The sequence below is a fragment of the Vreelandella hamiltonii genome (assembly GCF_014651795.1).
GTDB classification, from domain to species: Bacteria; Pseudomonadota; Gammaproteobacteria; order Pseudomonadales; family Halomonadaceae; genus Vreelandella; species Vreelandella hamiltonii.
Genome location: NZ_BMXO01000006.1, coordinates 86,063 through 108,897, shown reverse-complemented (window position 1 = coordinate 108,897; position 22,835 = coordinate 86,063). Strand labels below are relative to the sequence as shown.

At 59.6% G+C, this 22,835-nt stretch carries 21 protein-coding genes; 6 read left to right on the top strand and 15 right to left on the bottom strand.

Annotated features, from left to right (window positions below; all coding sequences use genetic code 11):
* Nucleotides 1–44: 44 nt before the first annotated feature.
* A complete protein-coding gene (locus IE061_RS08270; protein ID WP_193461390.1) occupies nucleotides 45–662 on the bottom strand; it encodes a hypothetical protein in 618 nt (205 codons plus the stop codon).
* A 588-nt stretch (nucleotides 663–1,250) separates the two neighbouring features.
* Between IE061_RS08270 and glnA the strand changes: the two genes are divergently transcribed.
* The 4 genes from glnA (at nucleotide 1,251) to ntrC (ending at nucleotide 5,960) form a co-directional block, all read left to right on the top strand.
* Nucleotides 1,251–2,657, top strand: a complete 1,407-nt coding sequence (gene glnA / locus IE061_RS08265; RefSeq protein WP_039183269.1) for a glutamate--ammonia ligase — start codon at nucleotides 1,251–1,253, stop codon at nucleotides 2,655–2,657.
* 101 nt (nucleotides 2,658–2,758) lie between these two features.
* Nucleotides 2,759–3,292, top strand: a complete 534-nt coding sequence (locus IE061_RS08260) for a DUF4124 domain-containing protein (protein ID WP_230478411.1) — start codon at nucleotides 2,759–2,761, stop codon at nucleotides 3,290–3,292.
* Nucleotides 3,293–3,478: 186 nt separating this feature from the next.
* Nucleotides 3,479–4,540 carry a nitrogen regulation protein NR(II) gene (glnL, locus tag IE061_RS08255; RefSeq protein WP_039183267.1) on the top strand — a complete coding sequence of 354 codons (1,062 nt, stop codon included), beginning with the start codon at nucleotides 3,479–3,481 and terminating at the stop codon, nucleotides 4,538–4,540.
* Nucleotides 4,533–5,960: a nitrogen regulation protein NR(I) gene (gene ntrC, locus IE061_RS08250; RefSeq protein WP_016915831.1), complete on the top strand. Its 1,428-nt coding sequence runs from the start codon at nucleotides 4,533–4,535 to the stop codon at nucleotides 5,958–5,960. The genes glnL and ntrC overlap by 8 nt, the downstream gene beginning before the upstream one ends.
* A gap of 108 nt (nucleotides 5,961–6,068) precedes the next feature.
* On the opposite strand, the gene IE061_RS08245 is transcribed toward ntrC, so the two are convergent.
* The 10 genes from IE061_RS08245 to IE061_RS08200 form a co-directional block, all read right to left on the bottom strand.
* Entirely contained in the window at nucleotides 6,069–7,037 is a 969-nt protein-coding gene (locus IE061_RS08245; protein WP_039183263.1) for a tripartite tricarboxylate transporter substrate binding protein, read from the bottom strand.
* 47 nt (nucleotides 7,038–7,084) lie between these two features.
* Complete coding sequence (locus IE061_RS08240; RefSeq protein ID WP_189462985.1) at nucleotides 7,085–8,596, bottom strand: tripartite tricarboxylate transporter permease; 1,512 nt, start codon at nucleotides 8,594–8,596, stop codon at nucleotides 7,085–7,087.
* 1 nt (nucleotide 8,597) lies between these two features.
* Complete coding sequence (locus tag IE061_RS08235) at nucleotides 8,598–9,014, bottom strand: hypothetical protein (protein WP_230478410.1); 417 nt, start codon at nucleotides 9,012–9,014, stop codon at nucleotides 8,598–8,600.
* Between the two features lie 321 nt (nucleotides 9,015–9,335).
* Nucleotides 9,336–10,265 (bottom strand): ChaN family lipoprotein, encoded by a 930-nt coding sequence (locus IE061_RS08230; RefSeq protein ID WP_230478409.1) that lies wholly within the window; start codon nucleotides 10,263–10,265, stop codon nucleotides 9,336–9,338.
* Nucleotides 10,266–10,268: 3 nt separating this feature from the next.
* Nucleotides 10,269–10,445: a DUF6435 family protein gene (locus IE061_RS08225; protein WP_144984375.1), complete on the bottom strand. Its 177-nt coding sequence runs from the start codon at nucleotides 10,443–10,445 to the stop codon at nucleotides 10,269–10,271.
* 106 nt (nucleotides 10,446–10,551) lie between these two features.
* Nucleotides 10,552–11,064, bottom strand: coding sequence for a YqiA/YcfP family alpha/beta fold hydrolase (locus IE061_RS08220; protein WP_096923352.1), 513 nt, complete (start codon nucleotides 11,062–11,064; stop codon nucleotides 10,552–10,554).
* Nucleotides 11,065–11,071: 7 nt separating this feature from the next.
* Nucleotides 11,072–11,203 (bottom strand): entericidin A/B family lipoprotein, encoded by a 132-nt coding sequence (locus IE061_RS08215; RefSeq protein ID WP_016915839.1) that lies wholly within the window; start codon nucleotides 11,201–11,203, stop codon nucleotides 11,072–11,074.
* A gap of 895 nt (nucleotides 11,204–12,098) precedes the next feature.
* Nucleotides 12,099–13,544 (bottom strand): sodium/glutamate symporter, encoded by a 1,446-nt coding sequence (locus IE061_RS08210; protein WP_039183252.1) that lies wholly within the window; start codon nucleotides 13,542–13,544, stop codon nucleotides 12,099–12,101.
* 92 nt (nucleotides 13,545–13,636) lie between these two features.
* The gene (locus IE061_RS08205) at nucleotides 13,637–14,176 is read right to left on the bottom strand and encodes a phosphatase PAP2 family protein (RefSeq protein ID WP_039183250.1); all 540 of its coding nucleotides are present in this window, start codon (nucleotides 14,174–14,176) and stop codon (nucleotides 13,637–13,639) included.
* Entirely contained in the window at nucleotides 14,139–15,302 is a 1,164-nt protein-coding gene (locus IE061_RS08200) for a glycosyltransferase family 4 protein (protein ID WP_193461389.1), read from the bottom strand. The genes IE061_RS08205 and IE061_RS08200 overlap by 38 nt, the downstream gene beginning before the upstream one ends.
* 176 nt (nucleotides 15,303–15,478) lie before the next feature.
* Between IE061_RS08200 and IE061_RS08195 the strand changes: the two genes are divergently transcribed.
* On the top strand, nucleotides 15,479–17,110 hold the full coding sequence (locus tag IE061_RS08195; RefSeq protein WP_230478408.1) for a bifunctional metallophosphatase/5'-nucleotidase: 1,632 nt from the start codon (nucleotides 15,479–15,481) through the stop codon (nucleotides 17,108–17,110).
* 30 nt (nucleotides 17,111–17,140) lie between these two features.
* Here IE061_RS08195 and IE061_RS08190 read toward each other — a convergent pair whose 3' ends face one another.
* From IE061_RS08190 to ugpB, 4 genes are all read right to left on the bottom strand, one after another.
* Nucleotides 17,141–18,193, bottom strand: coding sequence for a sn-glycerol-3-phosphate import ATP-binding protein UgpC (locus IE061_RS08190; protein ID WP_193461388.1), 1,053 nt, complete (start codon nucleotides 18,191–18,193; stop codon nucleotides 17,141–17,143).
* Between the two features lie 2 nt (nucleotides 18,194–18,195).
* Nucleotides 18,196–19,038 (bottom strand): sn-glycerol-3-phosphate ABC transporter permease UgpE, encoded by an 843-nt coding sequence (gene ugpE / locus IE061_RS08185; RefSeq protein ID WP_039183237.1) that lies wholly within the window; start codon nucleotides 19,036–19,038, stop codon nucleotides 18,196–18,198.
* A gap of 27 nt (nucleotides 19,039–19,065) precedes the next feature.
* Nucleotides 19,066–19,950: a sn-glycerol-3-phosphate ABC transporter permease UgpA gene (ugpA, locus tag IE061_RS08180; protein ID WP_039183234.1), complete on the bottom strand. Its 885-nt coding sequence runs from the start codon at nucleotides 19,948–19,950 to the stop codon at nucleotides 19,066–19,068.
* Between the two features lie 129 nt (nucleotides 19,951–20,079).
* Nucleotides 20,080–21,405 (bottom strand): sn-glycerol-3-phosphate ABC transporter substrate-binding protein UgpB, encoded by a 1,326-nt coding sequence (ugpB, locus tag IE061_RS08175; protein ID WP_039183231.1) that lies wholly within the window; start codon nucleotides 21,403–21,405, stop codon nucleotides 20,080–20,082.
* A 175-nt stretch (nucleotides 21,406–21,580) separates the two neighbouring features.
* Here ugpB and argE point away from each other — a divergent pair, with 175 nt between their 5' ends.
* Nucleotides 21,581–22,762, top strand: coding sequence for an acetylornithine deacetylase (argE, locus tag IE061_RS08170; RefSeq protein WP_039183228.1), 1,182 nt, complete (start codon nucleotides 21,581–21,583; stop codon nucleotides 22,760–22,762).
* The last annotated feature ends 73 nt before the right edge of the window (nucleotides 22,763–22,835 follow it).

The window sequence follows — 22,835 nt, the reverse complement described above, 5'->3', positions numbered from 1 at the left end:
ATTGGGGAAGGCGTTGAAGAGTGATGAAGGGATGAGGGCGACGATCAATGTGGGGGTGTTTCGGTAGAAAAGCGTGCTTTCAACGCGCTCAGTGGCGAGCCTCGCGGCAACCCCAGTGCTTGCCCGCTGAGGGTCTTCAGGCGGGTGGGGCAGGCATGCAGGCGCTGTAGCAGGTCGGTCATTGCCGTGACCTCCAGCTCGGGGTCGAAGCCTCCCAAGCGTTCCAGCCAGGTTCGGCTGATGGCCATGTAAGGGGGCAATGCGGCGTTAGGGCCACGTAGCTGCTGCCAGAGGCGCTCTGGCAACCGAGGCGTCATCGCGCTGATGATCAGCGCATCCAGCGTTTGCGTATCCAGCTCGGGGTACAGCAGGGGCCATAGCTGTGCAGGCAGTACCTGTTTGTGCATGGCCACCAGCAGCCATTCTGCCTGGCTGACATACGCCGCCTGATTCAGGCGAGCGCCTAGTTTCTTCTCTGGGGTGACGAGGCAGTGAGCGTGAAAACGGTGCTCCAGGGTCGCGAAGCGCTCATCCAGAAACGCGGCGGTCACGATCACGGGCACGAGATGCTCGGCCAGGCCAGATTGACGAATGGAGCGCAGGTGGCGAGGAAGGCAGGCTCCCACCACGGAAGCATCGACGATAAAGCAAACCGTACCCATGAAAGCGGCTTCCTTCGTAGTAACAACTTTCCGTTTTGTAATTTATTGTAGGCATTGGTTTCTTTTCGTAGCAAGGAGAAATGGTGGAGAAAAGTATAAAAATAGACTGCCTTGCTATGCACTGATTTTGTGCAATAAGGAAATTTTTTGTATTTTTTTGGTGCATATTGAGCTTGAGACGTGCTTCATGCAGTAGCGTAGTAGGGAAATGCTACATCAGGAGGCATCGGGGAAAATGATTTTTGCTTTTTGAATCATGCTGTTATTTTTTTAAAAGCCATATTGGTGCAAAGTTGGCATGCTACGTGCTTATATTTCGTGACAGCTTCGTAGGCAGTTTCATGAACAGTTTCATGGGCCGTTTGTCAGTCGCTAGCAGGCCATAGGCAGAAGCCGCTTGGCGTGCTACAACGATAGCCGGTCTGAAATGATCGCTGGGCGATTTGTTATCCATGGTCAAGCAAACGTAAAGCGAACAAAAAAGACAAACGCGCCACGTGCCAAGGCATGTAGACGATTTGTTGAATAACACTTTTATCGATAGCTTATTGTTTCAAGCTCTAAGCCACGCTCATACCGGAGGACACTATGTCAGCCAAGACTCTTGCGCTAATCGAAGAACATGACGTTAAGTGGGTAGACCTGCGTTTCACCGACACACGCGGTAAAGAGCAGCACGTGACCGTGCCTGCGCGTGACGTGAACGAAGAGTTTTTTGAAAACGGCCAGATGTTCGATGGTTCTTCCATCAATGGCTGGAAAGGCATCAACGAGTCTGACATGATCCTGCGTCCGGAAGACGGCACCGGCTTCCTGGACCCCTTCACCGAAGACGCTACTCTGATCCTGCGTTGCGACATCATCGAGCCTGCCACCATGCAGGGCTATGACCGTGACCCGCGTTCCATCGCCAAGCGCGCCGAGGCCTACCTCGAGTCCACTGGCCTGGGTGACACTGCGTTCTTCGGCCCAGAGCCCGAATTCTTCATCTTCGACGAAGTGCACTGGAAGTCCGACATTCAAGGATCCATGTACAAGATCACTTCCGACGAAGGCGCCTGGGCCACCGACAGCAAGGTCGAGACTGGCAACCTGGGTCACCGTCCGCGCCTCAAGGGTGGCTACTTCCCGGTTCCGCCGGTCGACAGCTTCCACGATATCCGTGGTGCCATGTGTAACACCCTGGAAGCGATTGGCCAGACTGTCGAAGTACACCACCACGAAGTGGCCAACGCCGGTCAGAACGAAATCGGCGTGAAGTTCAACACGCTGGTGAAGAAGGCCGACGAAGTTCAGGAAATGAAGTACGTGATCCACAACGTGGCGCACGCTTACGGCAAGACCGCTACCTTCATGCCGAAGCCGCTGGTAGGCGACAACGGTTCTGGTATGCACGTACACCAGTCGTTCTGGAAAGATGGTCAGAACCAGTTCGCGGGCGATGAGTACGCTGGCCTGTCTGAAATGGCGCTGTACTACATCGGCGGTATCATCAAGCACGCCCGTGCTCTGAACGCCTTCACCAACGCTTCTACCAACTCGTACAAGCGTCTGGTACCGGGCTTCGAAGCACCGGTCATGCTGGCCTACAGTGCTCGTAACCGCTCTGCGTCTATCCGTATTCCTTACACTGCCAGCCCGAAAGGCAAGCGTGTAGAGACTCGCTTCCCTGACCCGACTGCCAACCCCTACCTGGCGTTCGCAGCGATGCTGATGGCGGGTATCGACGGTATCAAGAACAAGATCCACCCTGGCGATGCCATGGACAAGAACCTGTACGACCTGCCGCCAGAAGAAGGCAAGTCCGTACCGACAGTGGCCAACAGCCTGGATCAAGCACTGGAAGCACTCGATGCTGACCGTGCGTTCCTGACCGAAGGTGGCGTGTTCACCGACGATATGATCGATGCCTACATCGAACTGAAGATGGAAGACGTCGAGCGTATCCGCATGACGACTCACCCGATCGAGTTCGACATGTACTACAGCTGCTAAGCTGATGGCATGACTGCTAAGATCACCCTTGCGGTGTGACGAGCCAAAACCCCGCTTCGGCGGGGTTTTTTTATGGGCAGAATAGGTGAGGAGACAGCGTGGTGAGCAAGCGGCGTGTTGCATGGTCAGCGATATTATCCACAGGGATTTTCGTGGCTGCCTGCCTGTGGGTAAGCGCTGCCCAGGCGCAAACGGTGTACCGCATCGTCGATGCCCAGGGCAACGTCACGTTTACCGATAACCCCGAGCGCGGAGGCGAAGTGCTGCGGCTGGCGCCCTTGCCCAGCTTGCCTGCCGCCACCCGCCCAGCCGCGCCTTCGGCGGCACGGCCTTTGGGGCGTCCGGGCCAGCCGTTCATGCCTTATGACCGGTTCGTCATCGTTGCCCCCGCGCCAGGGGCGTCGCTGCGCGGTGGCATGACGCCCGTGGAGGTCAGCGTTTCCCCTGCGCTGCGCGAGGACCACCAGATCCAGCTGCTCGTCAACGGCGAGCTTAGCCAATCTCCTCTGCACAGCGATGCTTTTTGGCTGTCAGGCCTGCCTCCAGGGCAACATCGTTTGCAGGCAGAGCTGCTGGACAGCCAAGGGCGTATTCAGCATCGCACCGATCAGGTGACGATTTTTATCGCCGATTAATGCAATGCACTATAATGGTGCATTAGGTTGGCTAAATCTCCCTGCCCGTGCGCTATAAATGCCCGAGCGGCACCGGCAGGCTGCCCCCAAGCCGTGCATGGCGTCGTTTTGGGTAACTTGGCGCGCTTTTTGCAGTTCCTCAGCTAAATCTCTAACGCAACGGTTAGCGACGCTTCAGGACACGCCATGTATCAGCGCTTATTGGAACACCTCACCACGGCGGTACTGCTGCTGGACGGCGAACTTCGGGTTCGCTGGATGAATCCGGCCGCCGAGGCGCTGTTGGCGGTGAGCTTCAGCCGCGTACAAGGCATCAGTCTGGATACCTTGCTGGGCGGCGATGAGAGTATCGATGACGTGCTGGCCAAGGCACGCGATGCGTTTCACCCTTACACCCAACGCGAAGCGCGTATTACGCCGCTCAACAGTGAACCCTTGACGGTGGATTACACCGTGACGCCGCTGTCTGCCGAAGAGCTGCTGTTGGAGGTGGAGCCCCGTGATCGGCTGATGCAGATTTCTCGAGAAGAAGCGCTGACCACCCGCCAGGAAACCATCAAGGTACTGGCCCGCGGGCTGGCCCATGAGGTGAAAAACCCCTTGGGCGGTATCCGCGGTGCGGCGCAGCTGCTGGAGCGCGATCTGGACGATCCGGCCTTGCGGGAGTTTACCCACATCATCGTCGAGGAAGTGGATCGTCTGCGCGATCTGGTGGACTCCATGCTGGGCCCCAATCGCATCATCAAGCATGAGCCGGTGAACATTCACAAAGTGCTGGAACGCGTGCGTGCGCTATTGCTGGCCGAGCACCCGCAGGTCACCGTTCATCGCGATTACGACCCCAGCTTGCCCGACCTCTCTGGCGACGAGTCGCAGATGATTCAGGCGGTCTTGAACGTGGCCCGCAACGCGGTACAGGCCATGAGCGAAGCCGACACGCCGTCCCCCACGCTGACCCTGCGCACCCGTGCCCGCCGCCAGTTCACCCTGGGGGCCGAGCGTCATCGGCTGGTCAGCGAGGTGGGTGTCATCGATAACGGCCCCGGCATTCCCGATGCGCTTCGCGAAACGCTCTTCTACCCCATGGTGTCAGGTCGCGCGGAAGGTAGCGGCCTGGGACTGTCGATTGCTCAGTCAATTTTGCACCAACATCAAGGATTGATCGAATGCGATTCCCGACCCGGACACACCGAATTTCGTTTACTGATTCCATTGGTTATTAATTTACCGGAGATGCGTCATGACTGAGGCGACACGTACCGATGTTGCACGGGTGGTTATCGTCGATGATGACCGCGCTATCCGCTGGGTGCTGGAGCGCGCGCTGGCGCAACCCGACCTGGATGTAGAGTGTATCGAGCGGGCGGATACGGCGCTGGCTCGGCTGCTGGAAAACCCGCCGGACGTGCTGGTCACCGATATTCGCATGCCAGGCATCGACGGTCTGGACCTGATGTCCCGCGTGCGTGCCGCCCATCCCGATTTACCCGTCATTGTCATGACCGCCCACTCGGATCTGGATAGCGCGGTGGCTTCTTACCAAGGGGGCGCTTTCGAGTACCTGCCCAAGCCCTTTGATGTCGACGAAGCGCTGGCGCTGGTGCGGCGCGCGGTGGCCCATGCCCGCGAGCGGCAGCGGCCGGTCAGCGTACCGGAAGGGCTGAGCGCCGAGATCATCGGCGAAGCGCCTGCCATGCAGGAGGTGTTTCGCGCCATCGGGCGCTTGTCGCACTCTCATATCACGGTCTTGATCAATGGGGAGTCGGGCACCGGTAAAGAGCGGGTGGCCCAGGCGCTGCATCAGCACAGCCCGCGCTCCGGCAAGCCGTTCATTGCCCTCAATATGGCGGCGATTCCCCGTGACCTGATCGAGTCGGAACTGTTTGGCCATGAGAAAGGCGCGTTTACCGGCGCCGCCCAGCAGCGCCAAGGGCGTTTCGAGCAGGCCAACGGCGGTACGCTGTTTCTGGATGAAATCGGCGACATGCCCGCCGAGACGCAAACGCGCCTGCTGCGGGTACTGGCCGATGGCGAGTTTTACCGGGTCGGCGGCCATACGCCGGTCAAGGTGGATGTGCGGATCATTGCTGCCACCCACCAGAACCTGGAATCCCTGGTGGATGAAGGGCGTTTTCGTGAGGATCTGTTCCACCGCCTGAACGTGATTCGGGTGCACCTGCCGCGCCTGGCCGAGCGCCGTGAAGACATCCCCCGCTTGACCCGCCATTTCCTGGCGGAGGCGGCCAAGGAGCTATCCACCGATATCAAGGTACTGACCACCGAGGCAGAGGCTCACCTGACTCGGCTGCCGTGGCCGGGCAACGTTCGCCAGCTGGAAAATATCTGCCGTTGGCTCACCGTGATGGCGTCTGGCAGGGAGATCCTGATAGAGGACCTGCCACCTGAGCTTCGCTCGGTCAGCGCGCCGGAAGGGGGCGCTTACGGTGATTGGCGTTCGGCCTTCCGGGATTGGGCCGACCACGCCCTGGCCGAAGGGCATACGCACCTGCTGGAAGAAGCGGTGCCAGACTTCGAGCGCATCCTGATCGAAACCGCCCTGAAGCACACCGGGGGGCGCAAGGGGGAAGCGGCCGAGCTGCTGGGCTGGGGGCGCAATACCTTGACGCGCAAGCTCAAGACGCTGCTGCCCGCGCTTGCCGACGAGTAGGCTGTTGATCGCCGTAGGCTCGGCGATCCCGGCTCGGAACCACTAAAAAGCCCGCTGACACGGTCAGCGGGCTTTTTCATGCATCCTGTTCACGGCATGCGGGGCAGCTTAGTCGTCTGCGCCCGGTACGCCGCCCAGCTCTTCGATCAGCGCCTTGTAGCTTTCGGTCTGCTCGGTGAGGGTTTGGGTGACGTCTTCTTCCGACAGGTACACCACCGGCATCAGAATGCGCTCTTCGGTGATCTCGATGAAGCGCTCATCCTGGGTAGCGGCTTCCAGTGCTTCTGCCAGGCGCTCTACGTGGGCATCCGGTGTGTTGTTGGGCACCATGACCACGCGAATTTCAGCCGGGTTGATGTCATAACCGGCTTCCTGCAGGCTGGGCGCATCCGGGAAGGCTACCAGACGGTCTTCTGCCAGGCTCAGCAGTACCGGCATTTCACCCGTTTCTGCGTAGCCGGAGTGGGTGCCACCGCTGTAGGCGAAGTCCACGTCGCCAGAAAGAATCAGCGGTGCCATGCCAGCGCCGCCCGCTGTGGGCACGATGCGCAGGTCAAGACCTTCCTGCTGGGCAATGTACTCGATGATCATGCGATCCAGGGCGGTCTGCGTGGCATAGCTGGTGCCGGGGTTTTCGCGGGCATACTCCACCAGCGACTCCCAGCTGTCACCAAAGGGGCGGTTCTCGCCGGTCACGATGGCCGACTGGCCCAGCGTCACGCCCGCCACGTAGCGGAAGTCGTCCAGCTGGTAGGCGGTTTCCGTGGCCAACGGGCCGTAGGTGATGGTCATGGAGGTGCCAAAGGCAAAGGTGTAGCCTTCGTCGTTATTGTTTGCCAGGCGAGTCAAGGCCACGCCACCGCCAGCACCCGGCTGGTTGACCACGTTCACCGGCTGGCCCAGCTCTTCTTCCAGTACGTTGGCCAGCACACGGGCTTGAATGTCGGTGCTGCCGCCTGCGCCAAAGCCGACGACCATGGTCAGCGGCTTGCTGGGGAAGTCATTGGCCTGGGCGGTGCCTGCGGCCAGGGTCAGCGCCGCTGAAACGATGGCGGTGGTCAGAAGATGCTTTTTCATGGTGGTTTCCTCGATGGTTTTTTCTTGGTAGTGAAGGTTGCTCGGTATTAGCCGTGTTGCCGACGCAGCCGGTACTGGCGATAGCTGCTCCACAGCAGGTGCAGTACCAGCAGGCCAGTGGCGACCACAAACGTCAGCGCGATGGGGCGCTGCATGAGAATGCCGATGTCGCCCCCGGAAAGAATGACCGACTGGCGCAGGTTCATCTCCAGCATGGGCGTGACGATGAAAGCGACCAGGAAGGTCACGAAGGAGTAGTCATGCTTCTTCAGGAAATAGCCGAAGATCGCGAAGCCAAACACGGTCAGCAGGCCAAACGTGCCGTAGCCCTGCACTTGAATGCCGGCCAGGCAGAGAAAGATCACCACGGGGATGACGATGTTCTGCGGCACATCCGTGACGCGGGCAAAGATACGTAGCCCGTACCAGCCTACGGCCAGCATGATCAGGCTGGCGACCACCATGCCGGCAAAGATGGTGAACAGCATCTGGGGATGGTCGCGCAGCATCAGCGGGCCGACCTGAATACCGTGGATCATGAAAGCACCCACCAGCAGCGCTGCCGACACGCTGCCGGGAATACCCAGCCCGAACAGCGGAATGTAGCTGGCGGGAATGACGGCGTTGTCGGCAGCCTCGGCGGCGGCAATGCCATTGGGGTTGCCCTTGCCGAAGCTGTCCGGGTCTTTGGCGCCGCGTTTGGCGAGCCCGTACGCCATGAACGAGCCCACCGATGGCCCCAGGCCCGGCAGCGCGCCCACGAAAGCCCCGACGCCGGTGCTTTTAAAGATGGTCGGCAAGGTGCTTTTAAACTCTTTGAAGGAGAGGTCGTCTTCCGGGTTATGGCCAAGCTTGACGGAGCTGGCGCCTTTATTACGCCGATAAGCTTCCAGTTGTACGAACATTTCGGAGAGGGCCAGAGTTCCGATGACCAAAGGAAGAATAGGCACGCCTTCCATCAGTTCCGCGTAGCCAAACGTAAAGCGCATGGCGCCGGTTTCCGGGTCTAACCCGACGGTTCCTAAAATAACGCCCATGCCTCCGGCGGCCATGCCCTTCAAAAAAGAGCCCCCGGCCATCCCGGCAATGAAGACCAGTGCAAAAATGAGAATGGCAGCCAGTTCATAAGGGCCAAACTTGAGAGCAATCGAGGCAAAGGGAATGACCACGACGATCAGCAGCAGTGTCGAAAGCAGGTCGCCGACCACCGATGCCAAGAGCCCTACCTTGAGCGCCTTGCGCGGCTGGCCATTGCTGGCCATGGGGTAGCCATCCAGGCAGGTGGCTGCAGAAGAGGGCTCACCTGGGGTGTTGAGCAAAATGGCAGAGACGGCGCTGCCCGCCGCCGTGCCCTTTGAAAGGCCAATCAAAAAGGCGATGGCGGCATAGGCCGACATGTAGAAAGTGAGCGGTATGGCAATGGCAATGGCGACCGAACGGTTCAAGCCAGGAATGACGCCCACGATATAGCCCAGTAAAACGCCCCCTAGAATGACACTGATGGAGTGCAGTGTTAAGGCATCGCCAAAGGCACTGGTAATGGCACTGAGTTCTGGCATGTTAAACAATTCCTATGCGCATGAGTTGCACGGTCAGTAAATAAAGCGCAGCCGTAGGAATCGCGGCGGAAAGTGCAATGACATACCAGCGCCGTTCACCCAATAGTGCAACGAGAAAGCCGATGATAAAAGGCGCAAGCCACGTTAAAGGAATAAAGTTGGCCAATATGATAAAAAGTAATATATATAAGAAAGGCCAAACTTGATGCCACAAGTCAATAAGTGATAAACGGTTGAAGAGAGGGGCGTGTTGTTGTTTCAAGCGAGTAAGACTGATGACCATGAGCGTGGCGGCACACAGCAGCATGACCCAGGCGCCCAGCGTCGCCAAACGCTGTGGATGCATGCCAAACGCCATGCCCGAGCCACCGTAGCGTGGAATCAACCAGACCAGCAGCCAGCAGGCAACCAGGGTCACTCCGAGTCCAGACCACACGTTTCTTCGCTGTAATTGAGAGTCAGGTGTCATGGGGCGGTATCGGCAGATGAAGAAGCGTTCTACCGTATGAGCGGCCGTCATTGTAATCAATTGGTAATACAGGTCTGATTAAACGGGACAGTCAACGCTTTTATGAGTAAGGAATGGTAAGCGGGAAGAGCAAGCGGGGAGAGTAAGCGCACAGTATGATATCGAAGCGCTGCGTGATCGTGAATCGAGATATAAAGGGTCATGGCAGCGGCAACAAGTTTAAATGCTATTAGTTAGCTAATAAACGTTATGAATTTGATGTGTGTTGAGTCACGGGCCGTTAGCTGCCGGTGATGATGTGGTCAACGGGGTGGGCACAATGAAGATCGCATCGCTCAAGGTGGGGTTGGGAAGCGCGCACTCCTCCAGCTCCCAGGGCAAGAGACTGAGCGTATCTTGAATACCCAGTCCTTCCAATTGGTGCGCTACGCCATGGCCATGCACGACATGCCCAAGGCCCATCAGGCCTACGGCCAGAGTGCTCTCTTGGGTAGCGTCTGCCAGCCCCTGCGCCATGGCAATGTCCCAACTGAGCTGCGCTCGAATGAAGCGTTCCAGCATGTTGGGGTTGTCTTGCCCCATGGCATGCTGGTCGAAGACTTCCTCCAGGTAAGTCTGGTAGGCGTCATTGGCAGGTCGCGGCGCGGGTATACCGTAACGCTGCTTTGGGGGAATGTGGCCGATCTCTTCGCTGGTCAGCCGCTGGCGTAAGGCTGGAGTAATGTTGAGCGCCTTCAGTGGGATGCGGTTCAAGCGTGCAAAGTGAAGGATGGGCCAGTAAAGCTCAGGATCGAACCCCCAGGCTTCCTGCCAGTCGCTCTGCTCCAGAAACTCCTCTTCGGATAGCTCTCCCGCCACCCAGCGCTCCAGTACCGGCTGCGCTTCTCTGGGCAGCATCTCCAGGCCAATCACCATGTCGCTCTCATGGGCGTACAGGCCTGCCAGGGTGTGCAATTGCCAGCGGTGGTGTTCCATGGCGTCGTGCCGTTCCCCGAGCAGCACGACTGACCGCTGCGCTGCCAAGCCGAGTACCTCATTGGGCGTCGCGGGCTGACCCGATTGCCACCAGCGACCCTGAAGCTGGCATGCTTCTGTTGCCTGTGCCTGTGCCTGTGCCTGTGCCTGTGCCTGTGCCTGTGCCTGTGCCGCTATGCCCAAGGCCAGCATCAGGTAGCTCGCTCCCTTTGGCAAACGACCCACGAGTTAGTGGCCTTCTGCCTTCAAACGGTTGATCTCCTCCAAAAGCGCTTCGGCTTCGGCGGTCAGGGTGGCATTGGCACGCATGTCGCCGTTGCGCGACGCCTGCATGGCCTCGGTGAGCTTGCGTTCGTAGGCCTGTTGAAGTTTCTTCTTGGGGTCGCGCTTGAAGAGTCCGAACATGAGCTGCCTCCTATCGTGTGTATATTATTTGTATAGTTTTTAAGGGCTCGTGTCGAGGTTTTGACAAGCAAAGCATTTAACAAGCAGAACAATAGGAGAGGACGCATCACGCTGCACACGTGGCCAGAAACCGCGTGAAATCCGCCAAGATGACATCCAGGCTTTGGTGCAGCCGATGGTCGTCATCCACCATGCGCAGCGAGAGCCGCTGGCGCTGGGCGTGCTCGATGACCGGGCCTGGCAGCACCACATCGTCCTGCCAGCCATGGATCACATGGGTGTGTCGGGCCTGAATGAAAGGGGAGGTTTCCGGGTAGCGGGGCATGCCGAGCGCGGGAGCCAACAGGAAGCAGCCCAGCATGGGCGTCTCGGCACTCAGTGCCGCACTGATCCAGCCGCCCAGGCTAGACCCTGCCAGAATGCATCGAGATGGGTCGTCGCCTCGGGCATTCAGCGTCTCACGCAGGTGGCTCAAGCGGGCCGCCGGCTCGCTCATGCCGCGATAATCCATGACCACGGGCTCGCAGTCATCCACGTGTTCCGCGACGCCTTTCAGCGCCTGTATCTTCAGGGCGCCTGGGCCGCTCTCCAAGCCGTGGGAAAGAAAGACCGTCATCATCATGGGGTTATTCCGCCGAGCGCTGAATGGCGGCGCCACCCCGCTCGATATCCTGACCCATGCCACGAACCGTATTACATCCGCTGATGACCAGCAGGGTCGACATCAAGAGTATGCCAAGCAGCATGGAGCGTTTCATGAGCGTGTCCTCAGTGGGGCCCATCCCCGAGAGTGGGGCATTCGATGTATAACATAAGCGTTAACGAGAGGGCTCGCCACTGGTCGTTCTGACTGTGTGACACAAACGGCGTTGGCAGGCTAAAAATGCGCTATACGCATTTGTCTCATGTGTCAGTTTTATACAGGTTCCGAGTCGTCGGTGGGCTGGATTGGCATAGCAGGGTGGTTTATTTATTTTAGTATGTATTTGTTTTTTATTTACTTTTCTATTTTTTAAAAGTTTTGGCCTGGCTGATGCATTATCATGGTCAGTAGCATGAACTGCCTCGGGTTCACAGGGAGTGACCCCTTTCTTTATCGACAGTGTGGGCAGGCTAACAGGCAGTCAAGGAGGGCAGGACGCCCAGAAAGCATCAAGGACGTGTAGGGACATCGAGCCTGCTCACTCTTGCCAGCACTTGGATGTGCTGGCCATCAAGGCCAAGGATCGGCAGCGATGCAAAACAGCCATCTCGCGTTTGTGGGATGGTTTTTTTGCGTTATTTTTGTTTTCTCAAGTAACTGATTTTAGATAATTTTACAAATCCATCCCTGCGTCTGTACAGTAATGGTACAGATGGGCGCAGTGTTTTGGTCTATCCTGTCGTGTAGACCAAATTTCAGCGGTGAGAAGACGTCAACGCAACGGCCGCACACTGACAGGGACACGCGTTATGGCGATGGTATTGATGTTATGCATGTTCGTGCTCTTCTTGGGGTTTTCGGGGGTAGGCCTGTATATGGCGTTCAAGACGTCATTTTCAGGGGGCCTGGAAGAGCGTGACGACATGCCACCTGATATGTAAGTCCTCCCTTGCAAGACATCCGTCCCAATGCAAAACGCCCGCTATTGCGGGCGTTTTGCTATCCGATGTTTACTTGCCTTGCCATCGACCCTTGCCACGGTCGGGCACCATCCTGCCAAAGTAGAGCAATCCGAATGCCAGCCAACCGACGGTCAGTATGGCGGTCAATCCCAGCACGGCGGGTGCGCCAAACTGGGCAATCAGCGGTAACGCGGCGGCGGTGAACAGGCCGCCCCCCACCACGGGTTCGAACATCAGCTGTTTGTAGCCAAAACTCTCCAGTGCGCCGGACTTGTTCTTGGGGTCTGCCATGCGCATCAGCAACAGCCCGGTGACGGTCACCCCCATGGATTGGCCGAAGTCACCAATACCGCGTTCGAACCAGTTCTCGGGGATCACGCGAGGGGCGATCACGATCAGCACGAACAAGCCCCAGGCAATCCCGGCCAGTGCCAGCAGCAGGAACGGGATGAAGTAATCGCCCAGCGTGGTCAGCGAAAGCGTCGCGAGGGCGGCCACGATGGTGAAATCCAGCGCGGTGCCCGCAATACGTGACATGGTGCGGGTGGATACGTGCCGTTCCAGCCCAAAGCGCATGACACATAGCTGTACGATCACCCCGCCAATCATGGCAATGGGAAACAGCGGCACGTGGGCGAGTATTTCCAGCCCGCCGTCGCGTGCCCAGGTCATCTGCTCTACCCACTGCAGGCCTGTCAGCAGCAGCCAGCCAATCACGATGGCGATACCCACCAGCCCGATATGCAGGCTCAATGGGTCGGTGGTGCCTGCTTCTTGTGCCAGATCCTTCTTGAATTCGCTGAACTCCTCTGTAGAGGGGCGTTCGTCTTCACGCAGGCTTTCATCCGGCTGATCTTCTTCACGGGTGGGCTTGACCACGCCTCTGCGTGCCGCGATGTTGATCATCACCGTGCCGATCAACACCCCCGAAACGATGCCGACGGTGGCCAGGCCCAGCGCCAGGTCGGCGCCTTCCTCAAAGCCGAGGTCGGCGAAGGTGTCGGCCATGCCTGCGGCGGTGCCGTGCCCGCCTTCGAAACCGATTTCAATCAGTGCCCCCACCATGGGGTTCATGTTGAACATGGGAACCAGTACCAGCAAAGCAAGGCTGAGACCTACCACATACTGGCCCCACGCCATGGTCTGGCCCACCACGACCTGCGGCCCTGCACGTAACCAGATGGTGCGCAGCCCAGGGATGGCCTTGCCGATGAACAGGGCAGCAAAGACGACGTTGATCAGCAGTCCGGGCAGCGCCGACCAGCTTTCCTGGACGTAAGCGGGGAACAACCCGGGGCTTTCTTCGAACAGTGTGGGCATGAAGCGCCCGATGACATCGGGACCAAGCAGCAGCAGGAGCAGCCCGCCAATCACCGAACTGGGAAGAAACAGGCGGCGCAGCCAGGGTAGCCAAAGGCGCAGCGCATTGCTGACCAGCAGCACTAGCGCAATGAGCACCAGCGCGATAAACAGTTCACCTACGGTCATGGTCATCTCATCGCTCCTTGATGATCCGAAAAGGGTAATGAGATAAACGTAGTGCCAATCAAATGAAAGCGCTATGGCATTCAGGCGTCGAACAGCGCCTAGCCCATCCAGTAAAGGCTCAGTAACGCAAACCCGTAGCCCATGGCAGCACCGGCCAACACGTCACTGGCATAGTGCAGGCCCAGGCCTACTCTTGAAATCGCGATGATCAAGGCAAGCGGTAACACGATTGGTAGCAGCCAGGGCGTGTGGCTGGCCACCAGGACGCTGAACATCACGGCATGCATGGTATGACCACTGGGAAAACTGTAGCGGTCTCGGGCGGGTTCGCCGCAGTGGACGCCCCCTAGATAGGTGATGAAAGGGCGTTCGCGGCACAGCCGAGTTTTCACCAGCTTGTAGACCAGGATCGCCAGCAGCGCGATCAGTGAGTATTGCCACATGCGCCATAGGCCGTCCGTTTGCAGCCACGGCTGAGCTGCAATCAGCAGCACCCAGACGGGCCAATCACCCAGTTTGCTGGCCGTCTGGAGCGTCAGACGCCAGGGGCGGTAGAGCGAGAGATGCGTCACGCGCTGGCAAAAGCGCCACTCCCACAGGTCAAGACGATCGAATACGACAAGCGGGCGAGCTCGCATGGCGGGCCTCCTGGGCATGGTGCAGGTAACGTAGAAATTGCTCGGCAATGCCCGACCAGCTCTGTTCCAGTGCGCGCAGGCGGGCGACTCTTCCTAGTCGTGCGTAATCGGCAGGGTGCTGGCACAGCGTGACCGCTGCGTGTTGAAAGCCCAGCGCATCGTCGGTCGCCACGGTGATGCCGTTATGACCACTGTGAATCAGTTCTGCGCTGGCTGCGTGGCGAAACGCCACGACTGCCAGGCCGCTGACCATGGCTTCGGTCACTACGTTGCCCCAGGTTTCGGACAGCGAGGGAAACACGAACATGTCGGCGCTGGCGTAGTGGCGGGCCAGCGAAAGCTTGTCCACAAATCCGGTGAAGTGGGCTTCTGGCAAGGCTTTTTGCAGCTGGCTGCGGGCTGGGCCGTCGCCCACGATGACCTGCGCCATATCTGGGCGAGCGCTGCGCATGGCTTGCAGCGTTTCCTGCAGGAGCGAAAGGTTCTTTTCGGGTGCCAGGCGCCCCACGTACAGGGCCACCGGTTGATGCTCGCTGACCCCCCACTGCTGACGCAGCGCGAGGTCGCGGTGGGCAGGGGAGAAGCGCTCGCCGTCGATGCCCCGGGAAAGCACCTGCACGTCTTTGATGCCATCCTGGCGCAGCGCCACGGCTTGCTGCTGGGTAGGCACCAGGGTGAGGGCGCAGCCATTGTGGAAATAGCGCAAATAGCGTCGTGTCGCTTTGGCCAGCCAGGCAACACCATAATCTTGGCAGTAGTGGTCGAAGTTGGTATGCCAACCGGCCACCAGCGGCAGGTCCAGGCGCTGGGCTGCCTGGCGGGCTGCCCAGCCCAGCGGGCCCTGGGTCGCCAGATACACGGCATCCGGGCGGTATTGCTGCCAAAAGCGCTGAAGCTTCCCGGGGCGGGCAAAGCCTACCTGAACGTCGGTATAGTTAGGCAGCGCAAACCGCTTGACCTGAAGTTCCTGAGTAGCGCACGCGGCGCTTCCGGGTTGACGCGGCGCCGGGCGTATCACGTCCACTGTGATACCCAGCAACAGCAGTTCACGACACAGCCGGTTCAGCGTGTGCGCGACGCCGTTGATTTCCGGTGACCATGTTTCGCTGACGATACAGAGTCGCATGAGCGATTCGTCCCTTTATCACGTTTAGCGCCATGGTGAGGCCCAACAGTGACACCGAGGCGACAGCCAGGTGAACAAGCGATGACACGCAATGTGCCCTGTCTTGTGCCGCAGGAAGCAAGTATCGTTACATATACCAGGAAAGTGACTTGACCCTGACGAAAGGAACCCAGTCCATGACCTCACGACACTTTGTTACTCCATGCGCCATTGCGGGTGCACTCATGATCTCGTCATCGGCCGTGATGGCCGACGAGACCTTTACCCTGACGATCTATCACACCAACGACCTGCATGGCCGCACGGATGCCTACCCGGCCCTGGTGGCCACCTTGAACGAGGCCCGGGAGACCTATGGCGAGGGGTTGCTGCTGGATGCGGGGGATATCTTCTCCGGGACGCTCTACTTCAACGAATTTCAGGGCCAGGACGCGCTGACCTTCATGAATCTGATGGGCTACGACGCGTTCGTGCCGGGAAATCATGAGTTCGACCTGGGTGACCCTGAGACCGGTCATCAGGCGTTGGCGGCGTTCTTTGCAGGGGCAGACTTCCCCATTCTGGGCGCCAACCTGGACTTTTCGGCGTCTCCCGAGTTTGCCGAGCGCCTCGGGGAGAGCATCACGGCCGACCCCCAGGCGGGGTATCTCTATGACGGCATGATCCTCGAACATCAGGGGGAGCGTATCGGGATCTTCGGATTGAGCACCCAGGATAGCGACGCCATCTCCAGCCCGGGCCAGGTCACCATTGGTGAGTATCGTCAGGCGGCCGAAGCGATGGTCGAGGCGCTCGAAGCGCAGGGAGTCAACAAGATCATCGCGCTCACGCATCTGGGCTACGACAGCGACCCCCGCGTCGGTAACGACCTGCTGCTGGCAGAGCAGGTCGAGGGGATCGACGTCATCATCGGGGGGCATAGCCATACGCGGGTCGCCCCGCCTGCGCTGCTGACCGAGCACTGGCCAGCGCCCACCGTGGTAGGGCAGGCGGGTGAGTATGGCCAGCATCTGGGGGTCATGCAGGTGATCTTCGATGCCGATGGCGTGGTCCAGGAGGTCAGCGGTGAGCTGCTGGCCACCGACGAGCGCACGCCGGATGCGGCTGCGCTGGAGCTTTTAGCACCGTATACCGAGGCCATCGAAGCACTGCGTGACGAACAGGTAGGTGCGAAGGCGATTCTGGCGCTGCCCAACCCTCGTCATGGCCAGGGTGATGCGCTGAGCGTACGCGCCAACGAAACGGCGCTGGGCAACCTGATTGCCGACGGTCAGCTCCATGCAGCGCGCAAGGTGGTACCGGACACCCTCATGGCGCTACAGAACAGCGGCGGTATTCGTGAAGCGCTGCCCCAGGGGGATATCACCGTGGGTGACCTGATCGCCGTGCAGCCGTTCGGTAACCGTTTGACGCTGCTGGAAGTCACTGGTGCCGAGCTGCTGGAAACCTTCGAAATTGCGCTGACCAATGCGCCGGACGAAAGCGGTGGCTTCCTGCAGGTGTCCGAAGGCACGCGGCTCACCTACGACAGCCGTCAGCCCGCAGGCGAGCGTCTCATCAGCCTGGAGGTGAACCGCGAAGGTGCCATGCAGGCGATCGATCCGGACAAGACCTATACCGTGGCCACCAACAACTTCACGGCGGCGGGTGGCGATGGTCACACGGCACTGGGGGCGGCCCACGACGATGGGCGCCATACCATCGTGGGGCACACCGATTGGGAGATGTTGCGTGATCATGTGGTGTCTCGTGGCGAGGTGTTCTATCAGCCCGAGGGTCGCATTGTGGATATTGCCCAGGACGAATAGTCACTTCATCGCCCTGGGCAAGCGGCAGGCTCAGCCGGTGCGCTGCCCGGTGGTGGCATTGAACGGGTGCAGAGCACCGGCGGTGACGTACAGATTGAGCGTCTCGCCCTCCTGAACGGGGGGCTGGCCTGCGGTCTTCAGTACCGTAGGCTGTTGGCGGTCGGCCAGATGCACGTAGAGGTGGCTTTCGGCCCCGGCTGCTTCGTACAGCATCAGCGTGGCTCGTAGCGCGATATGCGGCTCGGCAGGCGGTGTCAGCAGCATGTCATCCGGGCGAATACCCAGGGTGTCCGTGCCTTCCGGCAGCTGGCTCAGTATCCCTTCATGATCCTGGGGGGCCAGATACGCCAACGGCAGGATGTTCATGGCAGGGGAGCCGATGAACTGGGCCACGAACAGCGTGGCAGGGCGCGTGTAAATCTCCATGGGCGTGCCTACCTGCTCGATATTGCCTGCGTTCAGCACCACCAGGCGGTCGCCCAGGGTCATCGCTTCGAGCTGGTCGTGGGTGACGTACAGGCTGGTGGTCTTCAGGCGACGCTGCAGCTGCTTGATCTCGACGCGCATCTGCACCCGCAGCTTGGCATCCAGGTTGGAGAGCGGCTCGTCGAACAGGAAGGCCGAGGGCTCGCGTACCAGCGCGCGTCCCATGGCCACGCGCTGGCGCTGGCCACCTGAAAGCTTGCGCGGTTTGCGCGCCAGGTACTCCTCGATTTCCAGCATTTTGGCGGCGGCGCGCACGCGCTGGTCGATGTCATGCTTCTTGAAACCGCGGTTCTTCAAGCCGTAGGCCAGGTTGTTGTAGACCGTCATGTGAGGGTAGAGCGCATAGTTCTGGAACACCATGGCGATGTCCCGTTCGGCTGGCTCCAGCCGATTGACCACCCGCTCGCCGATCTTCAACGTGCCTTCGGTAATGGTTTCCAGCCCGGCCACCATGCGCAGCAGGGTCGATTTACCGCAGCCGGAAGGCCCCACCAGAACCACGAATTCACCATCTTCGATGTGCAGGTCGATGCCTTTGACGGCTGCCACGTTACCGGCGTAGGTTTTCTTCAGCCCTTCCAGGGTAATGCTGGCCATGGTTACTTCTCCGTCTCGGTCAGGCCTTTCACGAACAGGCGTTGCATAAACAGGATCACCAGCACCGGCGGCAGGGCCGCCATCACGACGGCCGCCATGATCAAGTGCCATTGGGGATTTTCATCGGAGGTCATGCGCTGAATGCCCATCACGATGGTGTAGTAATCCGGGTTGGTGGTGATCAGCAGCGGCCACAGGTACTGGTTCCAGCCGTAGATGAACATGATCACGAACAGCGCCGCGATATTGGTGATCGAGAGCGGCATCAGAATGTCCTTGAAGAACTTCAGCGGCCCCGCGCCGTCCACCCTGGCGGCTTCCAGCATCTCTTCAGGGATGGTCATGAAGAACTGGCGAAAGAGAAAGGTAGCGGTGGCCGAAGCAATCAGCGGAATCGACAGCCCGGCAAAACTGTTGAGCATCTTCAGGTCGGCCACCACCTGGAAGGTGGGGATGATGCGCACCTCCACCGGCAGCATCAAGGTGATGAAGATCAGCCAGAAGAACAGCATCCGAAAGCGGAAACGGAAATAGACGATGGCAAACGCGGACAGCAGCGAGATGGACAGTTTGCCCAGCGTAATGGCCATGGCCATCACGAAGCTGTTCCACAGCATGGTGCCTGCCGGTGGCGCGCCCGCGTTGGAAACGCCGGACTGCCACATGCGCGTGTAGTTTTCCAGGCCGTGGCTGCCGGGCAGCATGGGCAGCGTGCCGCGCAGCAAGTCGCCGGGGGCCTGGGTCGAGGCCACCAGCGCCACGTACACCGGAAATACCACCACGGCAACGCCCAGGATCAGCGTCAGATGGGCCAGGAGGTTGGCCCAGGGGCGGTTTTCAACCATAACGAAACTCCTCACAATCCGCCTGGATCAGTAGTTGACCCGGCGCTCGATGAAGCGGAACTGAACGATGGTCAGGGCGATCACGATGGCCATCAGAATGACCGACTGCGCCGCCGAAGAGCCCAGGTTCAAGCCTACGAAGCCATCGGCATACACCTTGTACACCAGGGTGTTGGTGGCCTGTGCGGGGCCGCCCTGGGTCGTGGCGTGGATAATGCCGAAGGTATCGAACATCGCGTACACCACGTTGACCACCATCAGGAAAAACGTGGTGGGGGAAAGGAGTGGAAAGACGATGGTCCAGAAGCGCTTCATGGGGCTGGCCCCGTCGATGGCGGCGGCTTCGATCAACGACTGCGGGATGGACTGCAAGCCCGCTAGAAAAAACAGAAAGTTGTAGGAAATCTGCTTCCAGGCGGCGGCAAAGATCACCAGCAGCATGGCGTCGCTTCCCGACGTGCGGTGGTTCCAGCGGTAGCCCACCATGTCGAGCATGTAAGGCACGATGCCGATGGAAGGATTGAAAATGAACCACCACAGCACCCCGGCAATGGCGGGCGCAATGGCATAAGGCCATACCAGCAGGGTGGTGTAGGCGCTGCGCGAACGGATCATGCGATTCACCGTGCAGGCCAGCAGCAGCGCCACCGACATGGAGAGCAGCGTGGTGCCGATGGCAAAGGTGGCCGTGACCGAAAGCGCATTGAGGTAGTTGCCATCGCTGAACAGGCGAGTGAAGTTCTCCAGGCCGACGAAGGTCGTGCGCAGGCCGAAGGCATCTTCGCGCAGCAGCGATTGATACAGCGCCTTGCCCGCCGGCCAGATGAAAAAGATCAGCGTAATGACGATTTGCGGGGCCAGCAGCGCATAAGGCAGAAAGCGCCCCGGAAAGGTCATGCGTTTGGTTTGCATAAGCAGGTTTCCGCGAGAACGGGTAGCACGTAAGGCGAGGGGTACGCGGGTCGAGGAGTACCGATGCCGAGCGATACTTGAAACGACTTCGCCGCCTGGCGTTAGTCAGGCGGCGAAGCGAGTGCTTACTTACTGATTGGCGGACTGGAAGTCACGCAGCAGGCGGTTACCCCGCTCAACGGCTGCATCGGCAGCGGCCTGACCAGATTTGTTGCCGGTCATGACGGCTTCCATCTCTTCGGAAATGATGTCGCGAATCTGCACGAAGTTGCCGAAGCGCAGGCCCTTGGAGTTTTCGGTGGGCTCGTTCAGCGTCATCTGCTTGAGCGAGATATCTGCGCCTGGGTTCTCGTCGTAATAGCCCTGCTCGGTGCTCAAGTCCCATGCCGCCTGAGTGATCGGCAGGTAGCCGGTTTGCTGGTGCCACTTGGCCTGCACTTCGGGCTCTGAAAGGTACTCGAAGAAGGCAGCAACGGCCTCGTACTCTTCATCGCTATGGCCTTGCAGTGCCCACAGCGTGGCACCCCCGATAATCGAGTTCTGCGGCGCGCCGTCGACATCGGCATAGTAGGGCTGCATGCCGAAGCCTACTTCGAAGTCGGCGTTGGCTGCCACATCTGCCCGTGAGGCCGATGAGCCGAAGAAGATCGCGCACTCCTGGGAGTAGAACATGGGTTCGGCATCAGGGCCTGAGCCGGGGCCGCCCCATTTGTAGGCACCCGCGTCCTGCCAGGCTTTCAGGTTGTCCCAGTGGCGGGCCACCAGGTCGTTATTGAAGTTCAGCTCGGTTTCCAGGCCACCAAAGCCGTTCTCCAGAGTGCCCAGCGGCGAGTTGTGCATGGCGGAGAAGTTCTCCAGCATCACCCAGCTTGGCCATGAAGAGGTGAAGCCACAGCGTGCGGCACCCGACTCGGTGATCTGGGTGGCCTGTTCGGCCAGTTCTTCCCAGGTCTGTGGCGGCTGTTCCGGGTCCAGGCCAGCGGCTTCGAACACATCCCGGTTGTAGTACATGATGGGCGTCGAGGAGTTGAACGGGAACGACAGCATGTTGCCGTTGGTGTCCGTGTAGTAGCCCACCACGGCGGGCAGGAAGGCATCCGGGTCGAAGGCACGGCCGTGGGCTTCCATCAGCTCGTAGACTGGGTAGATCGCACCGTCGGCATTCATCATGGTGCCGGTACCGACTTCGAATACTTGCAGGATGTGGGGCTGTTCGCCTGCACGGAAGGCCGCGATCGCGCCAGTCATCGTTTCGGTGTAGTTGCCCCGATAGCTGGGGGTGACGCGGTAATCGTCCTGGGAAGCATTGAAGTCTTCGGTCATCTCTTCCAGCAGGTTACCGAGCTGACCTCCCATGGCGTGCCACCACTGAATGTTGGTCGTGGCCTGGGCCGACAGGCTGAAAGTGGCCGTCGCCACACCGAGGGCAAGAGCATGCAACGTGAAACGAGACATAACGACTCCTTGTAGGTCATGCGCAGTACGTTTGTTGAATTTTTTGGGTGCACTGCACAGTAGAAAGTGTAGATGACGCTTTCATGAACGCACGGTGAAGTTGTCGTGACGGTCAGCATTTCCAAATGCCCATGGCGGTGCTAGGGTGGCCAAAAGCCTGCACAGCGAGAGCACTATGAGCGATGTCACCACGCTACTGACCAGACTGGTCGCCTTCGATACCACCTCCAGCGCGTCCAATCTGGCCCTGATCGAATTTGTCGAAGCGTACCTGACCAAGGCTGGCGTCGCTTCCGAGCGGGTGATGAGCCCCTGTGGCACCAAAGCCAACCTGATTGCGCGCATCGGCCCTGATGCGCCCGGCGGGGTGATGCTTTCCGGGCATACGGATGTGGTGCCCGTCGTAGGGCAGCCGTGGAGCAGCGACCCGTTCACCCTGCGTGATGGGGGCGATGGTCGGTTGTATGGGCGAGGTACCTGCGACATGAAAGGCTTCATCGCCTGCGCGCTGGCCATGGTGCCCGAGTGGGTCAAGGCGCCTTTGCAGCAGCCGGTCTACCTGGGCTTTTCCTATGACGAAGAGATCGGCTGTGTGGGTGCGCCGAGCCTGATCAAGCGCTTTTATGAGCACTACTCCACCACGGCACGGGTCATCGTCGGCGAGCCGACCAGCATGCAGCCAGTGGTTGCCCAGAAAGGCGCTACCAACCTGCGCACTACCGTAGTGGGGCGCGAGGCCCACAGCAGCCAGGTGAACCAGGGCACCTCGGCGATTCATGTGGCGGCCAGGCTGGTCACTTTCATCGAGGACACCATGGCCACGCTGATCGAAGAAGGACGCGTGGACGAGGCGTTCAACGTGCCGCATACCAGCCTGCACGTGGGCAAGATCAAGGGGGGCACGGCCATCAACATCATGGCGCGGGAGTGCCAGTTCGAGTGGGAGATACGCCACCTGCCCACGGAAACCTTCGAAGAGGTGTATGCCCGCTTCAGCGACTACTGCGCCACGCTGAGTGAGGCCCTGGCGGCCCAGGGGAAAACCGTCGACATCACCACAGAGCCCTTGAACGTGACGGTGCCCGGGTTGGCAAACCGTGACAACCAGCAGGTGCTGCAACTGGCAGAAGCGCACCTTCCGGCAGGCTGTTGCCAGCATGCCGTGGCCTACGCCACCGAGGCTGGCCAGTTTCAGGGGCAGGGGCTGCAGACGATCATTCTGGGGCCGGGCAGCATTGCCCAGGCACACCAGCCGGATGAGTATATCGAGATCTCACAGCTCGAGGCATGTCAGCAGTTCATGCAGCGCTTGGGTGGCTCCCTGCAATCGGCCTATCAAGCCGATGACCATGCCTGAAGTCGAGCGCTCACGCCCATAAAAAAACATCCGCCCGGTGACGCGGCGGATGTTTTCATGATGCTTTAGAGCG

Excerpts from the sequence above, each read along its gene's own strand:
- IE061_RS08270 (WP_193461390.1), bottom strand. The coding sequence starts at position 662 with ATGGGTACGGTTTGCTTTATCGTCGATGCTTCCGTGGTGGGAGCCTGC.
- glnA (WP_039183269.1), top strand. The coding sequence starts at position 1,251 with ATGTCAGCCAAGACTCTTGCGCTAATCGAAGAACATGACGTTAAGTGG.
- glnL (WP_039183267.1), top strand. The coding sequence starts at position 3,479 with ATGTATCAGCGCTTATTGGAACACCTCACCACGGCGGTACTGCTGCTG.
- ntrC (WP_016915831.1), top strand. The coding sequence starts at position 4,533 with ATGACTGAGGCGACACGTACCGATGTTGCACGGGTGGTTATCGTCGAT.
- IE061_RS08245 (WP_039183263.1), bottom strand. The coding sequence starts at position 7,037 with ATGAAAAAGCATCTTCTGACCACCGCCATCGTTTCAGCGGCGCTGACC.
- IE061_RS08240 (WP_189462985.1), bottom strand. The coding sequence starts at position 8,596 with ATGCCAGAACTCAGTGCCATTACCAGTGCCTTTGGCGATGCCTTAACA.
- IE061_RS08225 (WP_144984375.1), bottom strand. The coding sequence starts at position 10,445 with ATGTTCGGACTCTTCAAGCGCGACCCCAAGAAGAAACTTCAACAGGCC.
- IE061_RS08220 (WP_096923352.1), bottom strand. The coding sequence starts at position 11,064 with ATGATGACGGTCTTTCTTTCCCACGGCTTGGAGAGCGGCCCAGGCGCC.
- IE061_RS08215 (WP_016915839.1), bottom strand. The coding sequence starts at position 11,203 with ATGAAACGCTCCATGCTGCTTGGCATACTCTTGATGTCGACCCTGCTG.
- IE061_RS08210 (WP_039183252.1), bottom strand. The coding sequence starts at position 13,544 with ATGACCATGACCGTAGGTGAACTGTTTATCGCGCTGGTGCTCATTGCG.
- IE061_RS08205 (WP_039183250.1), bottom strand. The coding sequence starts at position 14,176 with ATGCGAGCTCGCCCGCTTGTCGTATTCGATCGTCTTGACCTGTGGGAG.
- IE061_RS08200 (WP_193461389.1), bottom strand. The coding sequence starts at position 15,302 with ATGCGACTCTGTATCGTCAGCGAAACATGGTCACCGGAAATCAACGGC.
- IE061_RS08195 (WP_230478408.1), top strand. The coding sequence starts at position 15,479 with ATGACCTCACGACACTTTGTTACTCCATGCGCCATTGCGGGTGCACTC.
- IE061_RS08190 (WP_193461388.1), bottom strand. The coding sequence starts at position 18,193 with ATGGCCAGCATTACCCTGGAAGGGCTGAAGAAAACCTACGCCGGTAAC.
- ugpE (WP_039183237.1), bottom strand. The coding sequence starts at position 19,038 with ATGGTTGAAAACCGCCCCTGGGCCAACCTCCTGGCCCATCTGACGCTG.
- ugpA (WP_039183234.1), bottom strand. The coding sequence starts at position 19,950 with ATGCAAACCAAACGCATGACCTTTCCGGGGCGCTTTCTGCCTTATGCG.
- ugpB (WP_039183231.1), bottom strand. The coding sequence starts at position 21,405 with ATGTCTCGTTTCACGTTGCATGCTCTTGCCCTCGGTGTGGCGACGGCC.
- argE (WP_039183228.1), top strand. The coding sequence starts at position 21,581 with ATGAGCGATGTCACCACGCTACTGACCAGACTGGTCGCCTTCGATACC.